Origin of the sequence: Streptomyces sp. NPDC019396, assembly GCF_040632375.1 — a bacterium.
GTDB lineage: Bacteria > Actinomycetota > Actinomycetes > Streptomycetales > Streptomycetaceae > Streptomyces.
Window position 1 is genome coordinate 1 of sequence record NZ_JBEYBS010000029.1, and the last position, 19,351, is coordinate 19,351.

The window sequence follows — 19,351 nt, forward strand, 5'->3', positions numbered from 1 at the left end:
CTCGTCGGGGCGATCGCGTCCCCGCTGGTCGGGATCGCGGGCGAGGCCACCGCCGTACCGATGGCCGTGGTCCAGCTAGTCTGCGCACTCGGCGCCATCGGCTGCTTCCTGGGCCTCTGCCGACCCTGGCGCGGTGAAGGCGGCATCCCCAGGCAGGCCACCGCTCCGGCGGATCAGGCCTCGCGGTCCGCCGAGGCGAGCGCCTCGTAACCGCTCACTCGGCAGGCGGCCACTGGGCGCCCCAGCCCGTGTCGCGGGCCTCGCGGTAGAGCGCGCCATGGCGCTTGGTGACCGTGGTGCGGTGCAGGGTCCCGTCGTCGGAACACAGGTCGAGCAGCACCTGGCCCTTGCGGATCTGGGGCTTGCGGACCACCCGGCCGGGCGCCGGGGCCGCCGGGAGGCGGGTGGCGGCGACGTAGCTGAACTTCTCGTCCTCGTAGGCCAGCGATCCGCCCTTCACCTGGCGGTGCAGCGACGAACGGCTGACCCGGGCCGCGAAGTGGCACCAGTCGCTGCCGGGGACGATCGGGCAGGCGTCGCTGTGCGGGCAGGGGGCCGCGACCCGCAGGCCCGCGGCGATCAGCCGGTCGCGTGCCGCCATGACACGCTCGTAGCCGTCGGGGGTCCCCGGCTCGACGATCAGCACCGTCTGGCCGGCGGCTGCGGACTGCTCGACCACGGCGGCCCGGTCGGCCTCCGTGAGTTCCTTCAGCACATACGACACCGTGACCAGGTCCACGGGCTCCAGGCCCATGGCCGAGCCGATCCGCGTCCTCTGCCAGCGCGCACCGCGCAGCGCGGGCGACTCCGCGGCCGAGGCCAGTTCCCGGCCCAGGGCCAGTGCGGGCTCCGCCCAGTCCAGCACCGTGGTGCCGTGGGTGCCCTCCGGCCAGGCGTCGGCCACGGCCCAGCTCGCCGCGCCCGTGCCGCCGCCGATGTCGGTGTGGGTGGCCGGTGCCCAGTCGGGCAGGGCCGCGCGGAAGGCCGAAAGCGCGGACCGTACCGCCTCGAACGTCGCGGGCATGCGGTACGCGGCGTACGCGGCCACATCCGCCCGGTCCCGCAGCACCGGTGCGTCCGTCGGGGTGTCCCCGCGGTAGCTGGCGATCAGCCGCTCCACGGCCTGGGCGACCCTGCCCTGCGGCAGACCCTCCAGGAGGCCGGCGAGAGCGGTGCCGAGACCGGCCAGGGGCGTGCTGGGGGAGTGGGTGGGAGGAGTGGCGTTCACCGGCGAATTCTAAGGGTTCACGGGTGGCTCGAGGTCGTCCCGGGGAGGAAGCAGGATCGGCCCGCGTGGGGAGTCAGGGGCGTCCCCGGGTGCGGCCCCAATGCTGTCCAGGCCGACGGCCCAAGGTCGTCCCGGGTGCCAGGCACCGGCCCCCGGGACTCGTCCGCTCCGGTCAGGCCGCCCGTAGCTCCTGCGTACAGCACTTCACGCTGCCGCCGCCCTTCAGCAGCTCCCCGAGGTCCACGCCGACGGGCTCGAAGCCCCGCTCCCGCAGCGGCTCGAACAGCCCCGTCGCCGCCTGCGGAAGCACCACATGGCGGCCGTCGCTCACCGCGTTGAGCCCCAGCCTCGCCGCATCCTCCTCGCTGGTGAGCAGGGCGTCGGGGAAGAGCCGGGCGAGGACCGCCCGGCTACCCGGTGAGAAGGCGCCGGGGTAGTACATGATCTCGTCCCCGTCGTCGTCCAGCACGGACAGCGCCGTGTCGAGGTGGTAGTAGCGCGGGTCCACCAGCTCGAGACCGATCACCGGCCTGCCGAAGAACTCCTGCGCCTCGCCGTGCGAGAGCGGGCTGGACCGGAAGCCCTGCCCGGCGAGCACATACGTCGAGGTGACCGCGAAGTCGCCCTCTCCTTCGTTGATGTGCACCGGCTCATGGATCTCGGTGAACCCGTGCGCGCGGAACCACTCCAGATGCGCCTCCGCCTCGGCCTCCCGCTCCCGGTGCGCGAAGCGCGCGCCGAGCACCCGTCCGTCCACCACACACGCGCCGTTCGCCGCGTACACCATGTCGGGGAGGTCGGGGCGGGGGTCCAGCAGTTCCACGGTGTGGCCGAGCGCGAGATAGCGGTCGCGCAGGTCTTCCCACTGGGCCATGGCCAGCGGCAGGTCAACGGGCTTCCCGGGGTCCATCCAGGGGTTGATGGAGTACGTCACCTCGAAGTGCGTGGGTGGGCACATCAGGTAGCGGCGGGATCTAGCGTCACGAGGCAATGCAGGCTCCTCAGGAACGTCAGAGCAGAGCAGCGACGCACGGTTGTGCGTGCAGCCATAGTGCGCCGTTCGGCGGTTTCGCGCGTGATCCGAACGGGTGGTTCATCACATGTATTGCTGGCGCACGCCCTGACGAAACGACCTTCCGCGCCCACCCGTCGCCGGCCCGTGAATCCGGCCCCTGACCGGGGATGCCGCCACCCGATCGGGGGGTGCGGCCACCTTGCGCGCCCGATGGTGGGACCATGGCGGGGACCACAGGGGGAGAGCTGAGGTGAGGGGATCGATGGGCGACGGCATCGATGGCATCGGCGGCAACGACGGCACCGGCACTACCGACCGCAGTCGCGGTGGGCGCGGCAGGACGTCCTGGGAGAACCGGCTGCCGCAGTGGCTGCGCAGGCGTGCCCGCGAGGACAGCGCCGCCGACGTGGGGGCGGACCGGCTCGAGCTGCTGCTCGCCACCGCGGGCGCCGGACTGCCGCTCGCGCCCGCCGCGCATCCGGCCGGCTTCCGCTGCTCCTGCGAGCGCATCGGCTGTCCCACCCCCGCCCGCCATCCCGTCTCCTTCGCCTGGCAGACCCAGGCCACGCACGACCGGGCGACCGTCGGGCGCTGGGCGGAAGAACAGCCGGAGGCCAACTTCATCACCGCCACCGGCATGGTCCACGACGTCCTCGACGTACCGGCCGCAGCCGGACGGGCCGCCCTCGAGCGGCTGCTCGGGGAAGGCGTCGAGGTCGGTCCGGTCGCCGAGTCCGGGGAGGGGCGGATGCTGTTCTTCACCGCCACCCGCGGCACCCCGGAGGACGAGGACGAGTGGTGGCCCTGCGCGCTGGACTGCCATCCGGAGACCATGGACGAGCATCCGGGCCTGCGCTGGCACAGTCGCGGCAGCTATGTCCTCGTACCGCCCGCGCGGCTGCCCGACGGCCTCACCGTCGACTGGGTGCAGGGCTCGGAGCATCCGCTGCCGGATCCGCTGACGCTGCTCGAGGCGCTCGCCGACGCCTGCGCCCGGTACGCGGACGAGACGGACGAGCACGACCAGCACTCGGTGGCCTGGCCCGCGCGCCGCTGACGCCCGGCGCTCGTGTCCTGTGCCCGCGCAGGGCACGAGCCGGTGCCTGCAAGCCGGTGCCGGTGCCGGTGCCCACGAGCAGGTGCCCGCGTGCACGTGCTGACGAGTCGGCGCGCCGATGGCCGTGAGCTCGTGCTCACGAGCCCTTCGCCGAGGTCACGCCCTGAAGCCGGCCCACTATCGCGACCGAGGGCTCCGAGCCTCCGCGCGGAGCCACCTTCGCCGCCTGGCTGGACATCCACTCCTTGGTGAGCGTGTTCTTGATCTCCCCGGTCATCAGCGCCTTCTCGTCCGGGCTGGCCTTCGGCCGGTAGCCCGCCGGCGCCGTCTGCCGCTCGTAGTAGCGCATCGAGAAGAACACCAGGGCCCCGCCGTCGTCCGTGACCAGACCCAGCGGTGCGAACTGGCCGCTGTTCAGCGGCTGGTCGACGAACTCGGTGACCACACCGGACCGCCGCGTCTTCTTCTGCTCGCGCCGCTCACGCCATTCGCTCGTGGCCTCGCCCGCCACGAAGCGCTCGGGCTTGCCACTGCGCAGATACGAGGCGTAGTCCTTGCTCAGCTGACCGGGGGCGACCGCCGTGTCATCCGAGTCGGTCCCGACCGGCAGGGCGTAGCCGTCCTGGTCGGTGCGGAAGCGGGGCACCTCGCTTCGGCTGAGGATGGCCAGATACGAGGCCTCCCACTGCGCGTCGCTGCCGGTCTTCACGAACACCACCAGCCAGCGGGAGTCCCGGTCGCCGCTGTCGACGTCACGGTTGCTGTCGGTGTCAGCCAGGAACCAGCGCGGCCAGCCGGCCTTCTTCGGCACATGGAACTTCGCGTCCGTGAGCTCCAGCGACCGGTGCTGGGAGTTGCCGCGCGGGCTGGTCACACTGCGTGCCTTCAGCCCGGCCTGGTTGATCGCACCGAGTGCGCCGGTCACCTGAGCCGCGTCGAGCGCCGGATCGTAGGCCCGGTCCGCGGCGTTGTACGCGTCGGTGAAGTCGTCGAGTGCCTGCGCGGCTTCATTCGTCGTCGCCGCTGGTACGACTTCCAGCTCGCCGTGAACCGTCACGCACCCGCTCGCCGTCAGCGACAACACCGTCGTCACCGTCGTCGCCGCGAGCCCCGTCACCGCCCGGCTCCGCCTGCTCTTGGGCCTGCTCATCGGTTGCCTTCTGCTTCTCGACCCCCACTGACCGTCCGAACCCTACCGGGGAGAGGAACAGCGCAAGTGCCGGGATCAGATACAGGGCCCACACCGTGACCTGGAGAACGGTCGGGTCGGGCTGGAAGTTGAAGACACCCTTCAGCAGGGTGCCGTACCAGCTGTCCGGCGGGATGGCCTCGCTGATGTCGAAGGCCTTGTCCGGCAGACCACCGAGGAAGCGGGCCTCCTGCAAGTCGTGGACGCCGTACGCGAGCACGCCCGCGGCCACGACGACCAGCATTCCACCCGTCCAGGTGAAGAACTTCGCCAGGTTGATTTTCAGGGCGCCCCGGTAGAACAGCCAGCCCAGCACGACCGCGGTCGCGATGCCGAGCAGCACCCCGGTCAGGGGGGCCGATGAGCCGCCCTGGTCGGCCGCGGCACGCACCGAGGCCCACACGAACAGCGCGGTCTCCAGGCCCTCCCGGCCCACGGCGAGGAACGCCGTCACCACCAGGGCGCCCGTGCCCATCTCCAGGGCCGCGTCCAGCTTGGCGCCGAGCTCCGCCTTCAGATGCCGCGCGGTGCGCCGCATCCAGAACACCATCCAGGTGACCAGACCGACGGCCACGATCGACAGGGACCCGCCGAGCAGTTCCTGTGCCTCGAACGTCAGCTCCTGCGAGCCGAATTCGAGTGCCGCGCCGAAGGTCAGCGACAGCGCGCACGCCACGCCGATGCCGATCCAGATCGGCTTCAGCGCGTCACGGCGGCCCGTCTTCACCAGGTAGGCGACGAGGATGCAGACCACCAGACTGGCCTCGAGGCCCTCGCGCAGACCGATCAGATAGTTGCCGAACACGGCGGGTCCCTTCGCTTGCCTACGAGAACAGCGCCCGGCCCCACCAGTCGTCCTTGCCGCGGACGCCCGGCGGGACGGCGAACAGCGCCGAACCCACGTGCTGGATGTACTCGTTCAGGTCGTCCGACGCGAGACTGCGCTGCACCGGTACGAATCCCTTGGCCACGTCCCTCTGGTAGGCGAGGAAGAACAGGCCGGCGTCGAGGCGGCCCAGCCCGTCCGTGCCGTCCGTGAAGGAGTAGCCGCGGCGCAGCAGCTTCGCGCCACCGTTGGAGTCCGGATGCGCCAGGCGGACGTGGGAGGTCGGCAGCATGGCGGGGAGGAACGGTTCGTCGCGCTCCTTCGCCTTGCCGACCGGAGCACCCTCGCCCTTGTCGCGGCCGAAGATGTCCTCCTGCTCCTGGAGCGGAGTACGGTCCCAGGTCTCGATGTTCATCCGGATCCGGCGTGCCACCAGGTACGAGCCCCCGGCCAGCCAGGCCGGGCCGTCCTTCTGCGATACCCACACATGCTTCTCGAGAGCCTCCTGGTCGGTGCCCGCGATGTTCCGGGTGCCGTCCTTGAAGCCCATCATGTTGCGTGGGGTCTGCTCATCCGGAGTGGTGGACGAGGTCTTGCCGAACCCGAGCTGCGACCAGCGCACCGTGACCTTGCCGAAGCCGATCCTGGCGAGGTTGCGGATGGCGTGCACGGCGACCTGGGGGTCGTCGGCGCATGCCTGGACGCACAGGTCGCCGTCGCTTCGGGCCGGATCGAGGTTGTCACCGGCGAACTTCGGCAGGTCGATCAGCGCCGCGGGCCTGCTGTCCTTCAGACCGAAGCGGTCGTCGAACAGCGAGGGGCCGAAGCCGATGGTGAGGGTCAGCCTGGACGGCTTCAGACCGAGAGCCTCACCGGTGTCGTCCGGCGGGGCCTCGGCGAGACCGCCGTAGGCGCCCTCGCCGACCGGCAGCCCGGCCGCCATCCGCTCGGCGGCCCGGGTCCAGTCCTTGAGCAGCTGGATCAGCTCGGCGCGGTCCGTGGTCTTCACGTCGAACGCGGCGAAATGCAGCCGGTCCTGCACGGCGGTGGCGATACCCGCCTGGTGCGTGCCGTGGAAGGGCACGGCGGCGCCGCTGAGCGCGGCGGGCACCGCCTCGTCCCCGCCGCGCGCCAGGGCGGCGGCACCGCCCGCGGCGGCGGCGCCGAGCGCGAGCCCGGCTCCGCCCCAGCCCAGCAGGGCGCGCCGGGAGGGCGTGGCGTTCTGGTCCTCGCCCGTGGCGTCTGCCGGAGCCGTCGTGCTCGTCCGGTCCGTGGAATCCGTCAGTTCCGTGGATTCCGTGGGCTTTGTCGTTTCGGACATGGTTGCGTCGTCCCCTCGCGTCCGTTACTTGACCACGGCGGCGGCGAGCTTCGAAAGCGGCTCTGCCAGTGCGTTGACGGCGTCGGACAGCTCCTTGCGCTGAGCCGGCGTGACCTTGTCGTACGAAGTGAAGACGTAGGTGTTCTTGTCCGCGCGGTACCTGTCCAGCAGCGCGTTCATCGCCGTGAACTGCTTGTCCAGCTCGGCGGCCAGCTTCGCGTCGTTCTTCGAGGCCACCGGCTTCAGCAGCTCGTAGGACTTCTGCGCGCCCTCGACGTTCGCCTTGAAGTCGACCAGGTCGGTGTGGGAGTAACGCTCCTCCTCACCGGTGACCTTGCCGGTCGCGACCTCGTCGAGAAGCTCCTTGGCGCCGTTCGCCATCGAGGTGGGGGTGATCTCGGCGGTGCCGACCTTCTTCACCCAGACCGCGAGGTCCTTGTCGAGGGTGTCGGCGAAGGCCTTCTCCTCGGCGCCGAGCTTCTTGTCCTGCCAGAGCGCCTTCTCGAGGCGGTGCCAGCCGCCCCACTTCTGGCCCGGCTCCAGGTCGGCGGCGCCGTCCTCACGCAGGTCGACCTTCGGGTCGATGTCGCCGAAGGACTCGGCGACCGGCTCGGTGCGCTCCCAGCCGATACGGGAGTCGGCGTAGGCCTTCTTGGCCGCCTCGATGTCGCCCGCGCGCACGGCGTCGGTGAACACCTTGACCTTGGGCAGGGTTTCGTCGGCCTGCTGCTGGACGTAGGTGCGGTACGCGGCGACCGCCTCGTCCATCTCCGGGGAGCGCTTGGCGGCGGTGCCACCGGTGACCTTGACCTGCTGGCGGATGCCCTCGCCCTTCATGCCGGGCTTGCAGGCGATCGCGTACTCGCCGGCCTTGATCTCGGCGGTGATGCTGGCCTTGGTGCCGGGGCCGATGTTCTCGCGCTCGGTGACGATGCGGTCGTCGGGGAAGAGGATGTAGACCTCGGTGACCTTGGAGCCTTTGTTCTCGATGTCGACCTGGACGTGCCCGGCGGGGAACTCCTTGGTGGACACCTCGCAGGCGTCGTCCTTCGCGGTGACGCTGACGGCGCCGTGGCCGCCCTTCGCGTCGCCCTTCTCGGCGCAGCCGGTGACGGCGGTGAGAGCGGTCACGGCAGCCACGGCGGTGAGGGCGGAGAGACGGACGGGTCGCATACAGGCTCCACGAGTGAACGGACAACGGCCGTGGGACGGGAGTCCTACGGCGGTGAGGCGGACCTAACTTAACCGAGGCTTACCTGACCGAATCCCATCCGTCCAGTGATTCGCCTCTCATCCGTCCGTCATACGAGAAGCCCGGGCACGGTCCGATCACGGATCCGTCATGTCCGCCCCCGCTGCAAGTCAAGCGAAGGTCAAGTGCCCCTTTTGGGCACAACGAGCGGCGCCCCGGTCGGGTGGGCCCTGACCAAGGCGGGCGCCGCGCAGTTCGCGGGCCCCGACGGCGAGGTGTTCCGCAAGCCGGGCACCGCGGTCGACCCGGTGACGGTCGTCCTCACCCTCGACAAGGACGCCGCCCCGCCCGCGGACTCCGGCGGTGCGCCGACCAGGACACCTCCGGCACGAGCGCGGCCAAGGCCGGCGGCACCGTCGGCGGGGGGCTCACCACCACCGGCCACCTCGCCACCACGGGCTCCGAGGTACCCAGCGGCACCCTCCTCGCCGCCTCGGGCGCCCTTGCCGCCGCGGGCGCGGGCGTGGTCCTGGCAGTGCGCCGCCGCGCTGACGCACGCAACTGAGGCTCCCGAATGTGACGATCGCCGCTCCGGCCGTTTCCTGGTTGTGGGCGGCGCTCGCACACCCCCGGGTGCTTCAATGCCGGAGTGGACGAACTCGACGTGCTCCAGGTCTTCTGCGCCGGTGACGGCCGGTTCGGTAACCGACTCGGCGTCGTACGCGACCCGCGCCGCTGGCCCGATCAGGACTCCCGTCAGGCGCTCGCGGCCGAGCTGGGCTTCAGCGAGACCGTGTTCATCGACGATCCCGAGCGCGGGGTCGTCGACATCTACACCCCCGGCCTGCGGCTGCCGTTCGCGGGCCATCCGCTGGTCGGCGTCGCCTGGCTACTGGACCTTGAGACCGTGCACCCCCCGGCGGGAGAGGTGTGGGCGCGCGACGACGGTGAGTTCACCTGGATCAGCGCACGTGCCGAGTGGGCACCGCCGCGGCTGCTGGAGCGGTACGGCTCAGCGGCCGAGGTCGACGCCCTGCCCGCGCCGCCGCCCGGTGAGGGCTGGCTGTACGCCTGGGCGTGGGAGGACGAGGCGGCCGGGCGGGTACGGGCCAGGGCCTTCCCCAGGCGTGGTGACGGGATCGTCGAGGACGAGGCGACAGGCGCGGCGGCGCTGCTGCTGACCGCGCGGCTCGGCCGGGCCCTGAACATCACCCAGGGCCGGGGCTCCCAGATCCTGACCGCCCCGGGCCCCGACGGCATCGTGGAGATCGGCGGCCGGGTGCGGATGGCGCCGCGCACTAGCGCGCCCGGTGCGTGGGTCAGTGCCCTGACCCGTTCGCGAGGTACCGACGCGCCACGGCCACCGCCACACGGATCGAGCCCCTGCGGCGCACGCAGCGCCTCCGGCTTCCGCACGCCGTCATGCGCTCAGCGGAAACTCCCCCTCGAGCTCCCGGAACACCGCTCCGTTGAAGCCGAAGGCACGCTTGCACTCGTCGATGATCCGCTGCTTCTCCAGATCATCCGCGTCCACCCCGTCCAGCAGCTCCCGGTAACCCCGCTTGAACGCCGCGGGGTTGGTGATCTGCTCGAAGACGTAGAACCGGACGCCATCGCCCTTGCGCTCGAAGCCCCAGGTCCGCTCGGCCTTGTCGCGGATGATCTGACCGCCCGACAGGTCGCCGAGATAGCGGGTGTAGTGGTGGGCCACATAACCCGCGGGCCAGTCGCGGGCGCACTCCTCGACCCGGGTCGCGTACGCCTCCGTCGCGGGCAGCGCCCGCAGCCCGGCCCGCCAGCCGGGCCCGCGCAGATGCGCCAGGTCCCGCTCCAGCTCCGCCGTGCGAAACAGCTCAGGCTGTATGAAAGGGCCGGCCAGCGGGTCCGCCCTGAGCGACCCGGCCGCGCCTTCGAGGGCGGCGTACACGAACCAGAGCTGCTCCGTGTACCGCGCGAAGGCCTCCACCCCCAGCCGCCCGCCGAGCAGGTCGCTCATGAACGTCGAGGTCTCCGCCTCGGTGTGCTGTTCGTGCGAGGCGACACGGATGAGCGTCGAGAAGGGCGTGTCCAGCGTGTCCAATGCGGACCTCCGGGGCGTGGACCGATGGGGACGGGAACCAGTGAGGATGCTCCTACTTAGGTATGCCTAAGTCAACTGGTTCCCGACGGCCTGTCGGTAAATACCTACCCCGCTTCCGGCTCAGGGCAACGTCAGAATCTCCGTGCCCGTCTCCGTCACCACCAGCGTGTGCTCGAACTGCGCGGTCCGCTTGCGGTCCTTCGTCACCACGGTCCAGCCGTCGTCCCACATGTCGTACTCGTGTGTGCCGAGCGTCAGCATGGGCTCGATGGTGAAGGTCATGCCCGGCTGCATCACCGTGGTCGCGTGCGGGCTGTCGTAGTGCGGGATGATCAGGCCGGAGTGGAACGAGGAATTGATCCCGTGCCCGGTGAAGTCGCGCACGACGCCGTAGCCGAACCGCTTCGCGTACGACTCGATGACCCGTCCGATCACATTGACCTGGCGGCCCGGCCGGACCGCCTTGATGGCCCGGTTCAACGCCTCCCTGGTCCGCTCGACCAGCAGCTTCGACTCCTCGTCGACGTCACCGCAGAGGTAGGTGGCGTTGTTGTCGCCGTGCACCCCGTTGAGGTAGGCGGTGACGTCCAGGTTCACGATGTCGCCGTCCCGCAGCACCGTCGAGTCCGGGATCCCGTGGCAGATCACCTCGTTGACCGAGGAGCACAGGGATTTCGGGAATCCGCGGTAACCCAGGGTGGACGGGTAGGCCCCGTGGTCGCACATGAACTCGTGTGCGACCCGGTCCAGTTCGTCCGTGGTCACACCGGGCGCGATGAGCTTCGCGGCTTCCTCCATCGCCTGTGCGGCGATGCGGCCCGCGATGCGCATGCGCTCGATCGTTTCGGCGTCCTGGATCTCCGCGCCGGTGTACGGCGTCGGCATGGGCTTCCCGACGTACTCGGGGCGCCGGATGTTTCCGGGGACGGAGCGGGTGGGAGAGAGGTTCCCTGGTACGAGCAGCGACTGGCCAGACATGCCAGCGAGTCTATCCGGGGGGTCCGAGCGCGCCCGGCGGCGTAGCGGGAGCCCTGCGGGGCAGGCAGCATGGCGACAGAGGAAGGAGCCGAGGATGGCCCTGTTCAAGAAGCGCACGGTGGGCAAGCCGGGCGAGTGGTTCTACTGCCTGGAGCACAAGAAGGTCGAGGAGGGCCCTGAGTGCCCGGCCAAGGACCGCTTCGGCCCTTACGCGACGCGGGACGAGGCGGAGCACGCGATGGAGACGGCGCGTGAGAAGAACCTCCAGTGGGAGAACGATCCACGCTGGCACGATGCGCCCCGGGGCGAGGACGCGCAGGAGTAGTCCCGGCGCGGGGTGCGGGGTCTCGCGGTGCGCCGCACCCCGTGCGGTGGGCCGGAGCGTCCGTCGTCCGTCCTCACACGCCGGACAGCTGGACAGTCTGGACAGGGACGCGGGACCCGGTCACCACCTACGCGGGGGAGGCGCCGTCAAGTGGTCGGCCAGGCGGGACAGCCTGTCCCGCAGGCCCCCGCGGCGGGGGTGGCCGGGTGGCACCCCGTTCTCCCCGGTTGCCGCGCTGACCAGGTGCTGGACCGTGTCGAGGTCCACCTCGGCGGACCGGGGGACGGTGAGGGCCTCATGCGCGAGACCCTGCACCTCGGGGTCGCCGGCGTCCAGCGACAGCACCGTCGCCCCCGAGCGGCGCGCGTCGTGCACCCGTTCGAGCAGCCCCGGGTCCGGCCGCTGCGGCGCCACCAGCAGCACCGTCTCGCCCCTCCCCGCCGTCTCCACCCGGGCCAGCCCGACGGCGAGATGCGCCGGGTCACCGCGGCGTACCCGGTGCCGGACCAGCGTGGGGGCCAGCGCGGGCTGCCCCGACCAGGCGGCCTCGTCGACGAGATGCGCGGCCAGGTGCCAGGGCTCGTACTCCGCCGTCCCCACCAGCAGCAGCCCACCGCCGTGCGGTACGACGGACGAGCGCAGCACACCCGCGAACCGCCGGGCCTCGGCGGGCCAGGCGGTCCCGGCCAGTACCTCTCGCAGCAGTGCGACGCGTACGGCATCCATGGCCCGGCATCCTGCCGCAAGGACCCCCTCTGTGCGGCGTGTACGGGAAACCCGTACACGTAAGGTCTGCACATGACTTCTCAAGACAACGCCGCCGCACCCAAGCCCGCCCCGAAGGACCCCTGGGAGCTCCCGGACGTCTCCGGTCTGGTCGTCGGCGTCCTCGGCGGCACCGGTGACCAGGGCCGCGGCCTTGCGTACCGGCTGGCCCGCGCCGGGCAGAAGGTGATCATCGGCTCCCGTGCGGCCGAGCGCGCCGAGACCGCCGCCGCCGAGCTCGGCCTCGGTATCGAGGGCGCGGAGAACGCCGAGTGCGCGCGGCGCAGCGACGTGGTCATCGTGGCGGTGCCGTGGGACGGCCACGCCAAGACCCTGGAGTCGCTGCGCGAGGTGCTGGCCGGAAAGCTGGTCGTCGACTGCGTGAACCCGCTCGGCTTCGACAAGAAGGGCGCCTACGCGCTGAAGCCGGAGGAGGGCAGCGCCGCCGAGCAGGCCGCCGCCCTGCTGCCCGATTCCCGGGTCACGGCGGCCTTCCACCACCTTTCCGCGGTGCTGCTCCAGGACGAGTCGATCGAGGAGATCGACACCGATGTGATGGTGCTGGGCGAGTCGCGTGCCGACACCGACCTCGTACAGGCCCTCGCGGCCCGTATCCCCGGGATGCGGGGCGTCTTCGCCGGGCGGCTGCGGAACGCGCACCAGGTGGAGTCCCTGGTCGCCAACCTGATCTCGGTGAACCGCCGCTACAAGGCCCACGCGGGCCTGCGGGTGACCGACGTCTGACCCAGGCCCGGCCCCGCACGGGCATGGGGGACACTGGACCGGACACACACCACCGGACAGGAGCCGACCCCCATGCCCCGCCTCGCCCTCTACGCCCTCGTCATCTGCGTACTCGCGATCTCCGCGGCGGTGGTGTCGTTCGCGCAGGGAAGCTGGCTGGGCATCGTCTGGGTGCTGCTCGGGGGCCTGTCGTCGAACATGGCGATCTACTACTTCCGCCGCGCGAAGGCCGACCGCGCGCAGACCGGCTGAGGACTGCCTCCCCAGGCCTACCGGGCTCCCGCCCGGACAGGGCTACCGGCTGAGCGCCGCCTCGCAGAGCGGGTGCGGATCGGTCCAGAAGCGGTAGAGGTTCTGCCCGCAGTACGACTCCGGGTCCGACACCCCGAGCCCGCTCAGCAGCGCGTAGATCCCGTCGAAGAAGGCCTGGTTGACCCCGGGGATGAAGAGGACGCCGAAGACCGCCAGCAGGCCGAAGGGGGCGTACGGCTCCACGTGGCGCCTGATGCTGTACGGCAGCCACGGCTCGACCACCCCGTAACCGTCAAGTCCCGGCACCGGCAGGAAGTTCAGGATCGCGGCGGTCACCTGGAGCAGCGCCAGGAACGCCAGCGCGAAACGGAACGCCACCGGCACGCCGTCGAGGGCCCCCAGCCAGAACGGTGCCGTGCACACGATGGCGAACAGGACGTTCGTCAGCGGGCCCGCGGCCGAGATCAGGCTGTGCTTCCAGCGGCCCTGGATTCGGTGCCGCTCGATGAACACCGCGCCACCCGGCAGACCGATACCGCCCATGATCACGAAGATCACCGGGAGCACGATGCTCAGCAGCGCGTGCGTGTACTTGAGCGGGTTGAGCGTCAGATAGCCCTTGGCCCCGATGGTGAGGTCGCCGCCGTGCAGTGCGGTGCGGGCGTGCGCGTACTCGTGCAGGCACAGCGAGACGATCCACCCCGAGGTCACGAAGAGGAACACCGCGATCCCCGGGTTGGGTGCGAAGTCCGTCCAGACGGCCCACCCGGTGACCGCCATGATCGCGGCGATACCGAGGAAGACGGGCGAGATACGGCGATCGCTGCTGCGGGTCGCGGCGGTGGCCATGTGCACGGCTCCTGGTGAGTCGGGTGGGGTGGGGGTCGAGCGTAGCCGCTGCCGGCGGCCTGGTGGCATCGTGGGCCATTCGGTGATCGACGACAATGGGCCGGTGCACTACCGCGTACTCGGCACAACCCAGGCAGTCCACGACGACGGGACCCCCACCGCGCTCGGTGGGGCGCGGCTGCGTGCCCTCGTGGCCGCGCTGGCTCTGCGCGCGGGGCGTACCGTGCCGGTCGACGTGCTCGTCGGCGAGGTGTGGGACGGCGATCCGCCGGCCGACGCCGTGGGAGCCGTGCAGGCACTCGTCGGCCGGGCCCGCCGTGCGCTCGGGCACGCGGAAGTGGTGTCGGCGGACGGCGGCTACCGGCTGCGCGCCGATGCCGCGGACGTGGATCTGCACCGCTTCGCGCGGCTCGCGGAGCAGGGCGGGCAGATACTCGCCGAAGGCGATCCGGCCCGGGCGGTCGAGCTGCTGGACGAGGCGTTGGCGTTGTGGCGGGGGCCGGTGCTCGCCGATCTGCCCGACCGCACGGCGGAGGCGGCCCGCTGGGAGACCCGCCGTCTCGAGTGCCGCCGCACCCGCTTCACCGCGTGCCTGGCCCTCGGCCGCGCCCGGGAAGTGCTGCCCGCGCTGATCGCCCTCTGCGCCGAGCACCCCCTCGACGAATCGCTCCAGGCCCTGCGTATCCGCGCCCTGCGGGCGGCCGGCCGCCCGGCCGAGGCGCTCGCGGCATACGAGTCCGTACGCCGCGAGCTGTCGGACCTGCTGGGCACGGATCCGGGCCCCGAACTGCGCGCCCTGCACGCCGAACTGCTCGCGCCCGGGGCGGGCGGTCCCGGACCCGGCTCCGCGCACACCGCCACCGAACCGGGTGCTGGTGAGCCCGCGCCGGGCCAACTGCCCCCGCCCGGGAACCTGCGGGCCCGGCTGACCAGCTTCGTCGGGCGTGAGAGCGATATCGAGGCCATCCGCGGCGACCTCGGCCGGGCGCGACTGGTCACCCTCGTCGGGGCCGGTGGCGCGGGCAAGACCCGGCTCTCCCAGGAGGCCGCCGAGCAGGGGGCCGGGGCGTACCCGGACGGTGTCTGGCTCGCGGAGCTGGCTCCGGTCAGCGACCCGGAAAGCGTGCCGGAGGCCGTGCTCACCGCACTCGGCGCACGGGAGACCGTGCTGCGGGGGGTCGGTTCCGAGGAGCTGTGGCACGGGGACGATCCGCTGGTGCGCCTCACCGAGCGCTGCGGTCGGCGCCGGATGCTGCTCGTACTCGACAACTGCGAGCACCTCGTGACCGCTGTGGCGACCCTGTGCGAGCGGCTCCTGGAACGGTGCCCGGGGCTGACGGTGCTGGCGACCAGCAGGGAACCCCTCGGCGTGCCGGGCGAGGCGGTGCGGCCGGTCGGACCGCTGCCCGCTCCCATGGCCCTGCGACTGCTCGCGGAGCGCGGTGCGGCGGCGAACCCCCGCTTCCGGATCGACGCCGACGACGACACGGCCGCCGCGGCGGCCGAGATCTGCCGGCGCCTCGACGGTCTGCCCCTCGCCATCGAACTCGCCGCCGCCAGGCTGCGGCTGCTGACACCCCGGCAGATCGCCGAGCGCCTCGACGACCGCTTCCGGCTGCTGTCCAGCGGCAGCCGCACCGTACTGCCGCGCCAGCAGACCCTGCGCGCGGTGGTCGACTGGTCCTGGGACCTGCTCGACGCGGCAGAACGCACCGTCCTGCGCAGGCTCGCGGTCTTCGCCCGCGGCTGCGACCTCGAAGCGGCGGAAGCGGTCTGCGCGAGCGTCGGCCCACCGGGTGCCTTCCCCGGGGAGGCCTCCGTCCCGTCCGGCACCTGCCCCGGCCCTTCGGCTCGGGCCTCCGTCCGGTCCGCCGCGACGCCGGACCCGCCGGCCGCCGTCGATGTCCCCGGCGTCCTGCCCGTCCTCGGCGCCCTGGTCGACAAGTCCCTCGTCGTCGCCGCCCCCGCACCGGACGGCGCGATGCGCTACCAGCTCCTCGAAACCGTGGGCGAGTACGCCGCCGAGCGGCTCGACGACGCGGGCGACCGGTCCGAGGCCGAGCGGGCGCATCTCGTGTACTACCGGGAACTGGCCCGCCGTACCGACCCGTTGCTGCGAGGCCCCGGGCAGATCGAGGCCGTCGCACGACTGGAACGGGAGCAGGAGAACCTGCACACGGCGCTGCACCGGGCCACCGTGGCGGGCGACGAGGACGAGGCACTGTGCCTGGTGCTGTCCCTCGCCTGGTACTGGCAGATGCGCGATCTGCGCGCCACCGCCCGGCACTGGTCGCGCTCGGTGGCGGCGCTCGGCCCCGACCCGTTCGCCCCGCCCGTCGTCCCCGCCGAGCCGCTGCGCGAGCGGATCATCGACGCCCCGCCGCCGTTCGGCGCCGGGCACCGCCAGGAGGCCAGGCGCGGAGTGCGGCTGATCGGGATCTGCAGCATGGAGCACTGGGCGGAGGACTGGACGACACCCGAGCGGCTGGGCTGGCTGCGTGGGGTCGCGTCGGCGTATCACCCCGGCAGTCCGCAGACCTGCCGCTTCCCCGGCTCGCTCTGGCTCTACGCGGTCCTGCTCACCGGCGACGAGGACCAGCTGCGCCGCACCATCGACGAGACCGTGCGCGGCTGCGAGGAGTACGGCTACGAGTGGGACCTGGGCACCGCCCTCCAGATGCGGGCCAACGTGCTGGTCAACCGCAGCGAATGGCCGGGCGACGCAAGCGCCGACGCGGATCGCAGCCTGGGGATCTTCGAACGCCTCGGAGATCTCTGGGGCGCCGCGGGCGCATTGTCGGCGCGCGGGGAGGCCCGTCAGATACGCGGAGAGTTCGGCCCCGCCGCCGACGACTTCGCGGCCGCGGTCGACCGGGCCCGGCGCCTCGGCGCCGAGGGCCAGGTGCCGTATCTGCATGCCCGGCAGGCGGCGATGCTCACCGAGCTCGGCCGCCGCGACGAGGCGGAGGCCATCTTCCGCGAGGTGCTCGCGCAGCACGCCGATGGCACCGCCGAGGCCCTGCCCACCGCGCGCCTCTTCCTCGCCATGCTGCTCGGGCTGGACGGCCGCACGGCCGAAGCACGCGAGCAACTGGAGTTGCTCGCGGTCGAGTTCAGGTCCGAGACCCTGGCGTTCTTCGACGGCTTCCGGCTCGGTGGGCTGGCCTGGATCGACTGTCTCGACGGCCGTTATGCGGAAGCGCTCCACCATGTCCACGCTGCGCTGGAGTCGGCGATGGCACCCCTCGCCCGGATGGTCGCACCGAATCTGGTCGTGAACCAGCTGCCGACCGCCGCCGAGGCACTCGCCAGTCTGGCCGCCGGCACAGGCGGCCGGGGCGGAAAGGACGGCGCCCTCGGCGACACCGCCGCCGCCGACGCGGCCCGGCTGCTGGGCGCGTACCGGCGGCTGCTGCCCGCCGGACATGTCCCGACGGCCCTGGAACGCCAGGGCCGCGAGCGCGCGGAGCGGGCCGCCCGCGCCGCACTGGGCGACGAACGCTGGGCGGCCCGCTTCGCCGAGGGCGAGGACCTCACACCGGAGCAGGCCGTCGCGCTCGTCGAACAGCACGTCGTCGAGCAGTCCTTCGTCGATCAGCACCTCGTCGAACAGCACGTCAGGACTTCGTGCGGAACTTCCGGATCGCGACCGGGGCCATCACCGCGGTGATCACCACCGACCAGATCAGCGTCACCCACACATCGTGGGCGACGGGTCCGCCGTGCATCAGTCCGCGTGCCGCGTCCGCGAGCGAGGACATCGGGTTGTAGTCGGTGAAGGTCCGCAGCCACCCCGGCATGGTGCTGGGCGGCGAGAAGATCGACGAACCGAACTGCAACGGCATCAGCACCAGGAACCCCATTCCCTGGATCGCCTGGGCGCTCTTCATGGTCACGCCCATGGTGAGGAAGATCCACATGACCGACGAACTGAAGATCAGGGACAGGCCGAACGCGGCGACCAGACCCCACACCTGTGACACGGACATGCCCAGCAGGAAACCGACCGCAAGCTGGATGACCGTCGCGACGGTCATCCGCAGGACCTCGACGACGATCTTGGCCACGAGCACCGATGACCGGGCGATGGGCAGGGACCGGAACCGGTCCATGACCCCGCTCTGGAAGTCCTGGTTGAAGCCGGTGCCGACCCCCATGGCGATGTTCATACCGATCATCGCCATCAGCCCGGGCACGACGTAGTCCACGTACGTGGCCCGGTCGCCGCCCAGGGACGCCCCGACGGAGCCGCCGAAGACGAACACGAACAGCAGGGTGAAGACGATCGGCATCAACACGGCGTCGAACATCGACTCCGGGTCCTGCCGGATCCACAGCAGATTGCGGCGGACGAGCGCGCCGATGTGCCGGAGATTGCCGCGCGGTCCGATCCGGTCGTCGTCGGCGAGCGCCTTGGGGCCGGCAGCAGTGGCAGGGGTGACAGTGGTGGCGCTCACGCCGCGACCTCCTGGGGAATCGTCTCGTTGACGGACGCCGTCCGCTGGCCGGTCAGGGCCAGGAACACCTCGTCCAGGCTGGGCAGATCGGTGCCGATGTCGGCGATGGCGAAGCCACGGGCCCCCAGCAGGCCGACAACGGCGGTCAGTTGCTCGTCGCTGAGGATCGGGACGTACAGCACGCCCTCGTCCGGAACGGGCTGCGCCCCCGCGACGCCGTCCAGTCCCGCCTCACGGATCGCCGCCGCCATCAGCGGAAGCTCGGCCGGGTCGGCCGGCCCGATCCGCAGCGTCCGGCCGCCGACCTTCGCCTTCAGCTCGGGGACGGCGCCCTCGGCGATGACCCGGCCGCGGTCGATGACCGTCAGCGAGTCCGCCAGCTGCTCGGCCTCCTCCATGTACTGCGTGGTGAGCAGGACCGTGGCGCCCTCGGCGACCATCCGCTGGACCTCGTCCCAGACCTCGTTGCGGGTGCGGGGGTCGAGGCCGGTGGTCGGCTCGTCCAGATAGAGCACGGCGGGCCGCCCGATCATCGAGGCGGCCAGATCCAGCCGGCGGCGCATACCCCCCGAGTAGGTGGCGGCGGGCCGCTTGGCGGCGTCCGTCAGCGAGAACCGCTCCAGCAGCTCGTCCGCGCGGCGCCTCGCCTCCTTGCGGGGCAGATCGAGCAGCCGCCCGATCATGTAGAGGTTCTCCCAGCCCGGGAGCTTCTCGTCCACCGAGGCGTACTGGCCGGTCAGCCCGATCGTGCGGCGCACCCGGCGCGGCTGCCGGACCACGTCGAGCCCGGCCACGGTGGCGTGCCCGGCATCCGGGACGATGAGGGTGGAGAGGCAGCGCACCAGGGTGGTCTTGCCCGCCCCGTTGGGACCGAGGACCCCGAGCACCGTGCCCTGCCGGACGTCGAGATCCACTCCGTCCAGGGCTTTGGTCTCGCCGTAGTGCTTTACGAGGCCACGTACCTCGACGGCGTTCCTGTCGTTTCGCGTCATGTGCCGAAGCGTGTCAGCCGCCACCGACAAGCCACCGACAAGCCACCGACAGACGGCCGACAGGCCACCGACAGCCCCTGG

General features: G+C 71.7%; 17 protein-coding genes and 2 pseudogenes. 7 read left to right on the forward strand and 12 right to left on the reverse strand.

Features of this window, described 5'->3' with window-relative positions:
• Window positions 1-210, forward strand: a pseudogene (locus ABZ532_RS26895) (hypothetical protein); the annotation flags it as partial.
• A gap of 4 nt (window positions 211-214) precedes the next feature.
• Here ABZ532_RS26895 and ABZ532_RS26900 read toward each other — a convergent pair.
• Window positions 215-1,228 carry a small ribosomal subunit Rsm22 family protein gene (locus ABZ532_RS26900; RefSeq protein ID WP_361288944.1) on the reverse strand — a complete coding sequence of 338 codons (1,014 nt, stop codon included), beginning with the start codon at window positions 1,226-1,228 and terminating at the stop codon, window positions 215-217.
• 172 nt (window positions 1,229-1,400) lie between these two features.
• Entirely contained in the window at window positions 1,401-2,219 is an 819-nt protein-coding gene (gene ddaH, locus ABZ532_RS26905) for a dimethylargininase (protein WP_361288947.1), read from the reverse strand.
• A gap of 286 nt (window positions 2,220-2,505) precedes the next feature.
• Here ddaH and ABZ532_RS26910 point away from each other — a divergent pair, with 286 nt between their 5' ends.
• A complete protein-coding gene (locus tag ABZ532_RS26910) occupies window positions 2,506-3,300 on the forward strand; it encodes a bifunctional DNA primase/polymerase (protein ID WP_361288950.1) in 795 nt (264 codons plus the stop codon).
• Between the two features lie 136 nt (window positions 3,301-3,436).
• On the opposite strand, the gene ABZ532_RS26915 is transcribed toward ABZ532_RS26910, so the two are convergent.
• Genes ABZ532_RS26915 through efeO form a run of 4 tightly spaced genes read right to left on the reverse strand, consistent with a single transcriptional unit; the run spans window position 3,437 to window position 7,809 of the window.
• Window positions 3,437-4,357: a hypothetical protein gene (locus tag ABZ532_RS26915; protein ID WP_361288953.1), complete on the reverse strand. Its 921-nt coding sequence runs from the start codon at window positions 4,355-4,357 to the stop codon at window positions 3,437-3,439.
• Window positions 4,308-5,294: an iron uptake transporter permease EfeU gene (gene efeU / locus ABZ532_RS26920; RefSeq protein ID WP_361288956.1), complete on the reverse strand. Its 987-nt coding sequence runs from the start codon at window positions 5,292-5,294 to the stop codon at window positions 4,308-4,310. Before efeU ends, ABZ532_RS26915 begins: the two co-directional genes overlap by 50 nt.
• Before the next feature lie 19 nt (window positions 5,295-5,313).
• Complete coding sequence (gene efeB / locus ABZ532_RS26925; protein ID WP_361288959.1) at window positions 5,314-6,636, reverse strand: iron uptake transporter deferrochelatase/peroxidase subunit; 1,323 nt, start codon at window positions 6,634-6,636, stop codon at window positions 5,314-5,316.
• 24 nt (window positions 6,637-6,660) lie between these two features.
• Entirely contained in the window at window positions 6,661-7,809 is a 1,149-nt protein-coding gene (gene efeO, locus ABZ532_RS26930; protein WP_361288962.1) for an iron uptake system protein EfeO, read from the reverse strand.
• A gap of 668 nt (window positions 7,810-8,477) precedes the next feature.
• Here efeO and ABZ532_RS26935 point away from each other — a divergent pair.
• Window positions 8,478-9,119 (forward strand): annotated as a pseudogene (locus tag ABZ532_RS26935) (PhzF family phenazine biosynthesis protein); the annotation flags it as partial.
• 129 nt (window positions 9,120-9,248) lie between these two features.
• Here the strand turns inward: ABZ532_RS26935 and ABZ532_RS26940 are convergent.
• Together ABZ532_RS26940 and map are read right to left on the reverse strand one after the other, a co-directional pair.
• Window positions 9,249-9,899, reverse strand: a complete 651-nt coding sequence (locus tag ABZ532_RS26940) for a biliverdin-producing heme oxygenase (RefSeq protein ID WP_361289107.1) — start codon at window positions 9,897-9,899, stop codon at window positions 9,249-9,251.
• A gap of 129 nt (window positions 9,900-10,028) precedes the next feature.
• Entirely contained in the window at window positions 10,029-10,886 is an 858-nt protein-coding gene (gene map, locus ABZ532_RS26945; RefSeq protein WP_361288965.1) for a type I methionyl aminopeptidase, read from the reverse strand.
• A 94-nt stretch (window positions 10,887-10,980) separates the two neighbouring features.
• Here map and ABZ532_RS26950 point away from each other — a divergent pair, with 94 nt between their 5' ends.
• Window positions 10,981-11,211 carry a hypothetical protein gene (locus ABZ532_RS26950; protein ID WP_361288968.1) on the forward strand — a complete coding sequence of 77 codons (231 nt, stop codon included), beginning with the start codon at window positions 10,981-10,983 and terminating at the stop codon, window positions 11,209-11,211.
• Between the two features lie 120 nt (window positions 11,212-11,331).
• On the opposite strand, the gene ABZ532_RS26955 is transcribed toward ABZ532_RS26950, so the two are convergent.
• On the reverse strand, window positions 11,332-11,937 hold the full coding sequence (locus ABZ532_RS26955) for a hypothetical protein (protein ID WP_361288971.1): 606 nt from the start codon (window positions 11,935-11,937) through the stop codon (window positions 11,332-11,334).
• A gap of 72 nt (window positions 11,938-12,009) precedes the next feature.
• On the opposite strand from ABZ532_RS26955, the gene npdG reads away from it, so the two are divergent.
• Both npdG and ABZ532_RS26965 read left to right on the forward strand, forming a co-directional pair.
• Window positions 12,010-12,720: an NADPH-dependent F420 reductase gene (npdG, locus tag ABZ532_RS26960; RefSeq protein WP_361288974.1), complete on the forward strand. Its 711-nt coding sequence runs from the start codon at window positions 12,010-12,012 to the stop codon at window positions 12,718-12,720.
• Between the two features lie 72 nt (window positions 12,721-12,792).
• The gene (locus tag ABZ532_RS26965; protein WP_361288977.1) at window positions 12,793-12,972 is read left to right on the forward strand and encodes a hypothetical protein; all 180 of its coding nucleotides are present in this window, start codon (window positions 12,793-12,795) and stop codon (window positions 12,970-12,972) included.
• A 42-nt stretch (window positions 12,973-13,014) separates the two neighbouring features.
• Here the strand turns inward: ABZ532_RS26965 and ABZ532_RS26970 are convergent, their stop codons facing one another.
• On the reverse strand, window positions 13,015-13,821 hold the full coding sequence (locus ABZ532_RS26970) for a site-2 protease family protein (protein WP_361288980.1): 807 nt from the start codon (window positions 13,819-13,821) through the stop codon (window positions 13,015-13,017).
• Between the two features lie 103 nt (window positions 13,822-13,924).
• On the opposite strand from ABZ532_RS26970, the gene ABZ532_RS26975 reads away from it, so the two are divergent.
• Entirely contained in the window at window positions 13,925-17,491 is a 3,567-nt protein-coding gene (locus ABZ532_RS26975) for a BTAD domain-containing putative transcriptional regulator (RefSeq protein WP_361289110.1), read from the forward strand.
• Here the strand turns inward: ABZ532_RS26975 and ABZ532_RS26980 are convergent.
• Both ABZ532_RS26980 and ABZ532_RS26985 read right to left on the reverse strand, forming a co-directional pair.
• On the reverse strand, window positions 17,439-18,278 hold the full coding sequence (locus ABZ532_RS26980; RefSeq protein WP_361288983.1) for an ABC transporter permease: 840 nt from the start codon (window positions 18,276-18,278) through the stop codon (window positions 17,439-17,441). The genes ABZ532_RS26975 and ABZ532_RS26980 overlap by 53 nt on opposite strands.
• Window positions 18,275-19,270, reverse strand: a complete 996-nt coding sequence (locus ABZ532_RS26985; protein WP_361288985.1) for an ATP-binding cassette domain-containing protein — start codon at window positions 19,268-19,270, stop codon at window positions 18,275-18,277. Before ABZ532_RS26985 ends, ABZ532_RS26980 begins: the two co-directional genes overlap by 4 nt.
• Window positions 19,271-19,351: the final 81 nt, after the last annotated feature.

What these genes read in the sequence shown, in the direction of transcription:
- ABZ532_RS26910 (WP_361288950.1), top strand. Translation starts at nt 2,506, where the DNA reads ATGGGCGACGGCATCGATGGCATCGGCGGCAACGACGGCACCGGCACT.
- efeB (WP_361288959.1), bottom strand. Translation starts at nt 6,636, where the DNA reads ATGTCCGAAACGACAAAGCCCACGGAATCCACGGAACTGACGGATTCC.
- efeO (WP_361288962.1), bottom strand. Translation starts at nt 7,809, where the DNA reads ATGCGACCCGTCCGTCTCTCCGCCCTCACCGCCGTGGCTGCCGTGACC.
- map (WP_361288965.1), bottom strand. Translation starts at nt 10,886, where the DNA reads ATGTCTGGCCAGTCGCTGCTCGTACCAGGGAACCTCTCTCCCACCCGC.
- ABZ532_RS26950 (WP_361288968.1), top strand. Translation starts at nt 10,981, where the DNA reads ATGGCCCTGTTCAAGAAGCGCACGGTGGGCAAGCCGGGCGAGTGGTTC.
- ABZ532_RS26955 (WP_361288971.1), bottom strand. Translation starts at nt 11,937, where the DNA reads ATGGATGCCGTACGCGTCGCACTGCTGCGAGAGGTACTGGCCGGGACC.
- npdG (WP_361288974.1), top strand. Translation starts at nt 12,010, where the DNA reads ATGACTTCTCAAGACAACGCCGCCGCACCCAAGCCCGCCCCGAAGGAC.
- ABZ532_RS26965 (WP_361288977.1), top strand. Translation starts at nt 12,793, where the DNA reads ATGCCCCGCCTCGCCCTCTACGCCCTCGTCATCTGCGTACTCGCGATC.
- ABZ532_RS26970 (WP_361288980.1), bottom strand. Translation starts at nt 13,821, where the DNA reads ATGGCCACCGCCGCGACCCGCAGCAGCGATCGCCGTATCTCGCCCGTC.
- ABZ532_RS26985 (WP_361288985.1), bottom strand. Translation starts at nt 19,270, where the DNA reads ATGACGCGAAACGACAGGAACGCCGTCGAGGTACGTGGCCTCGTAAAG.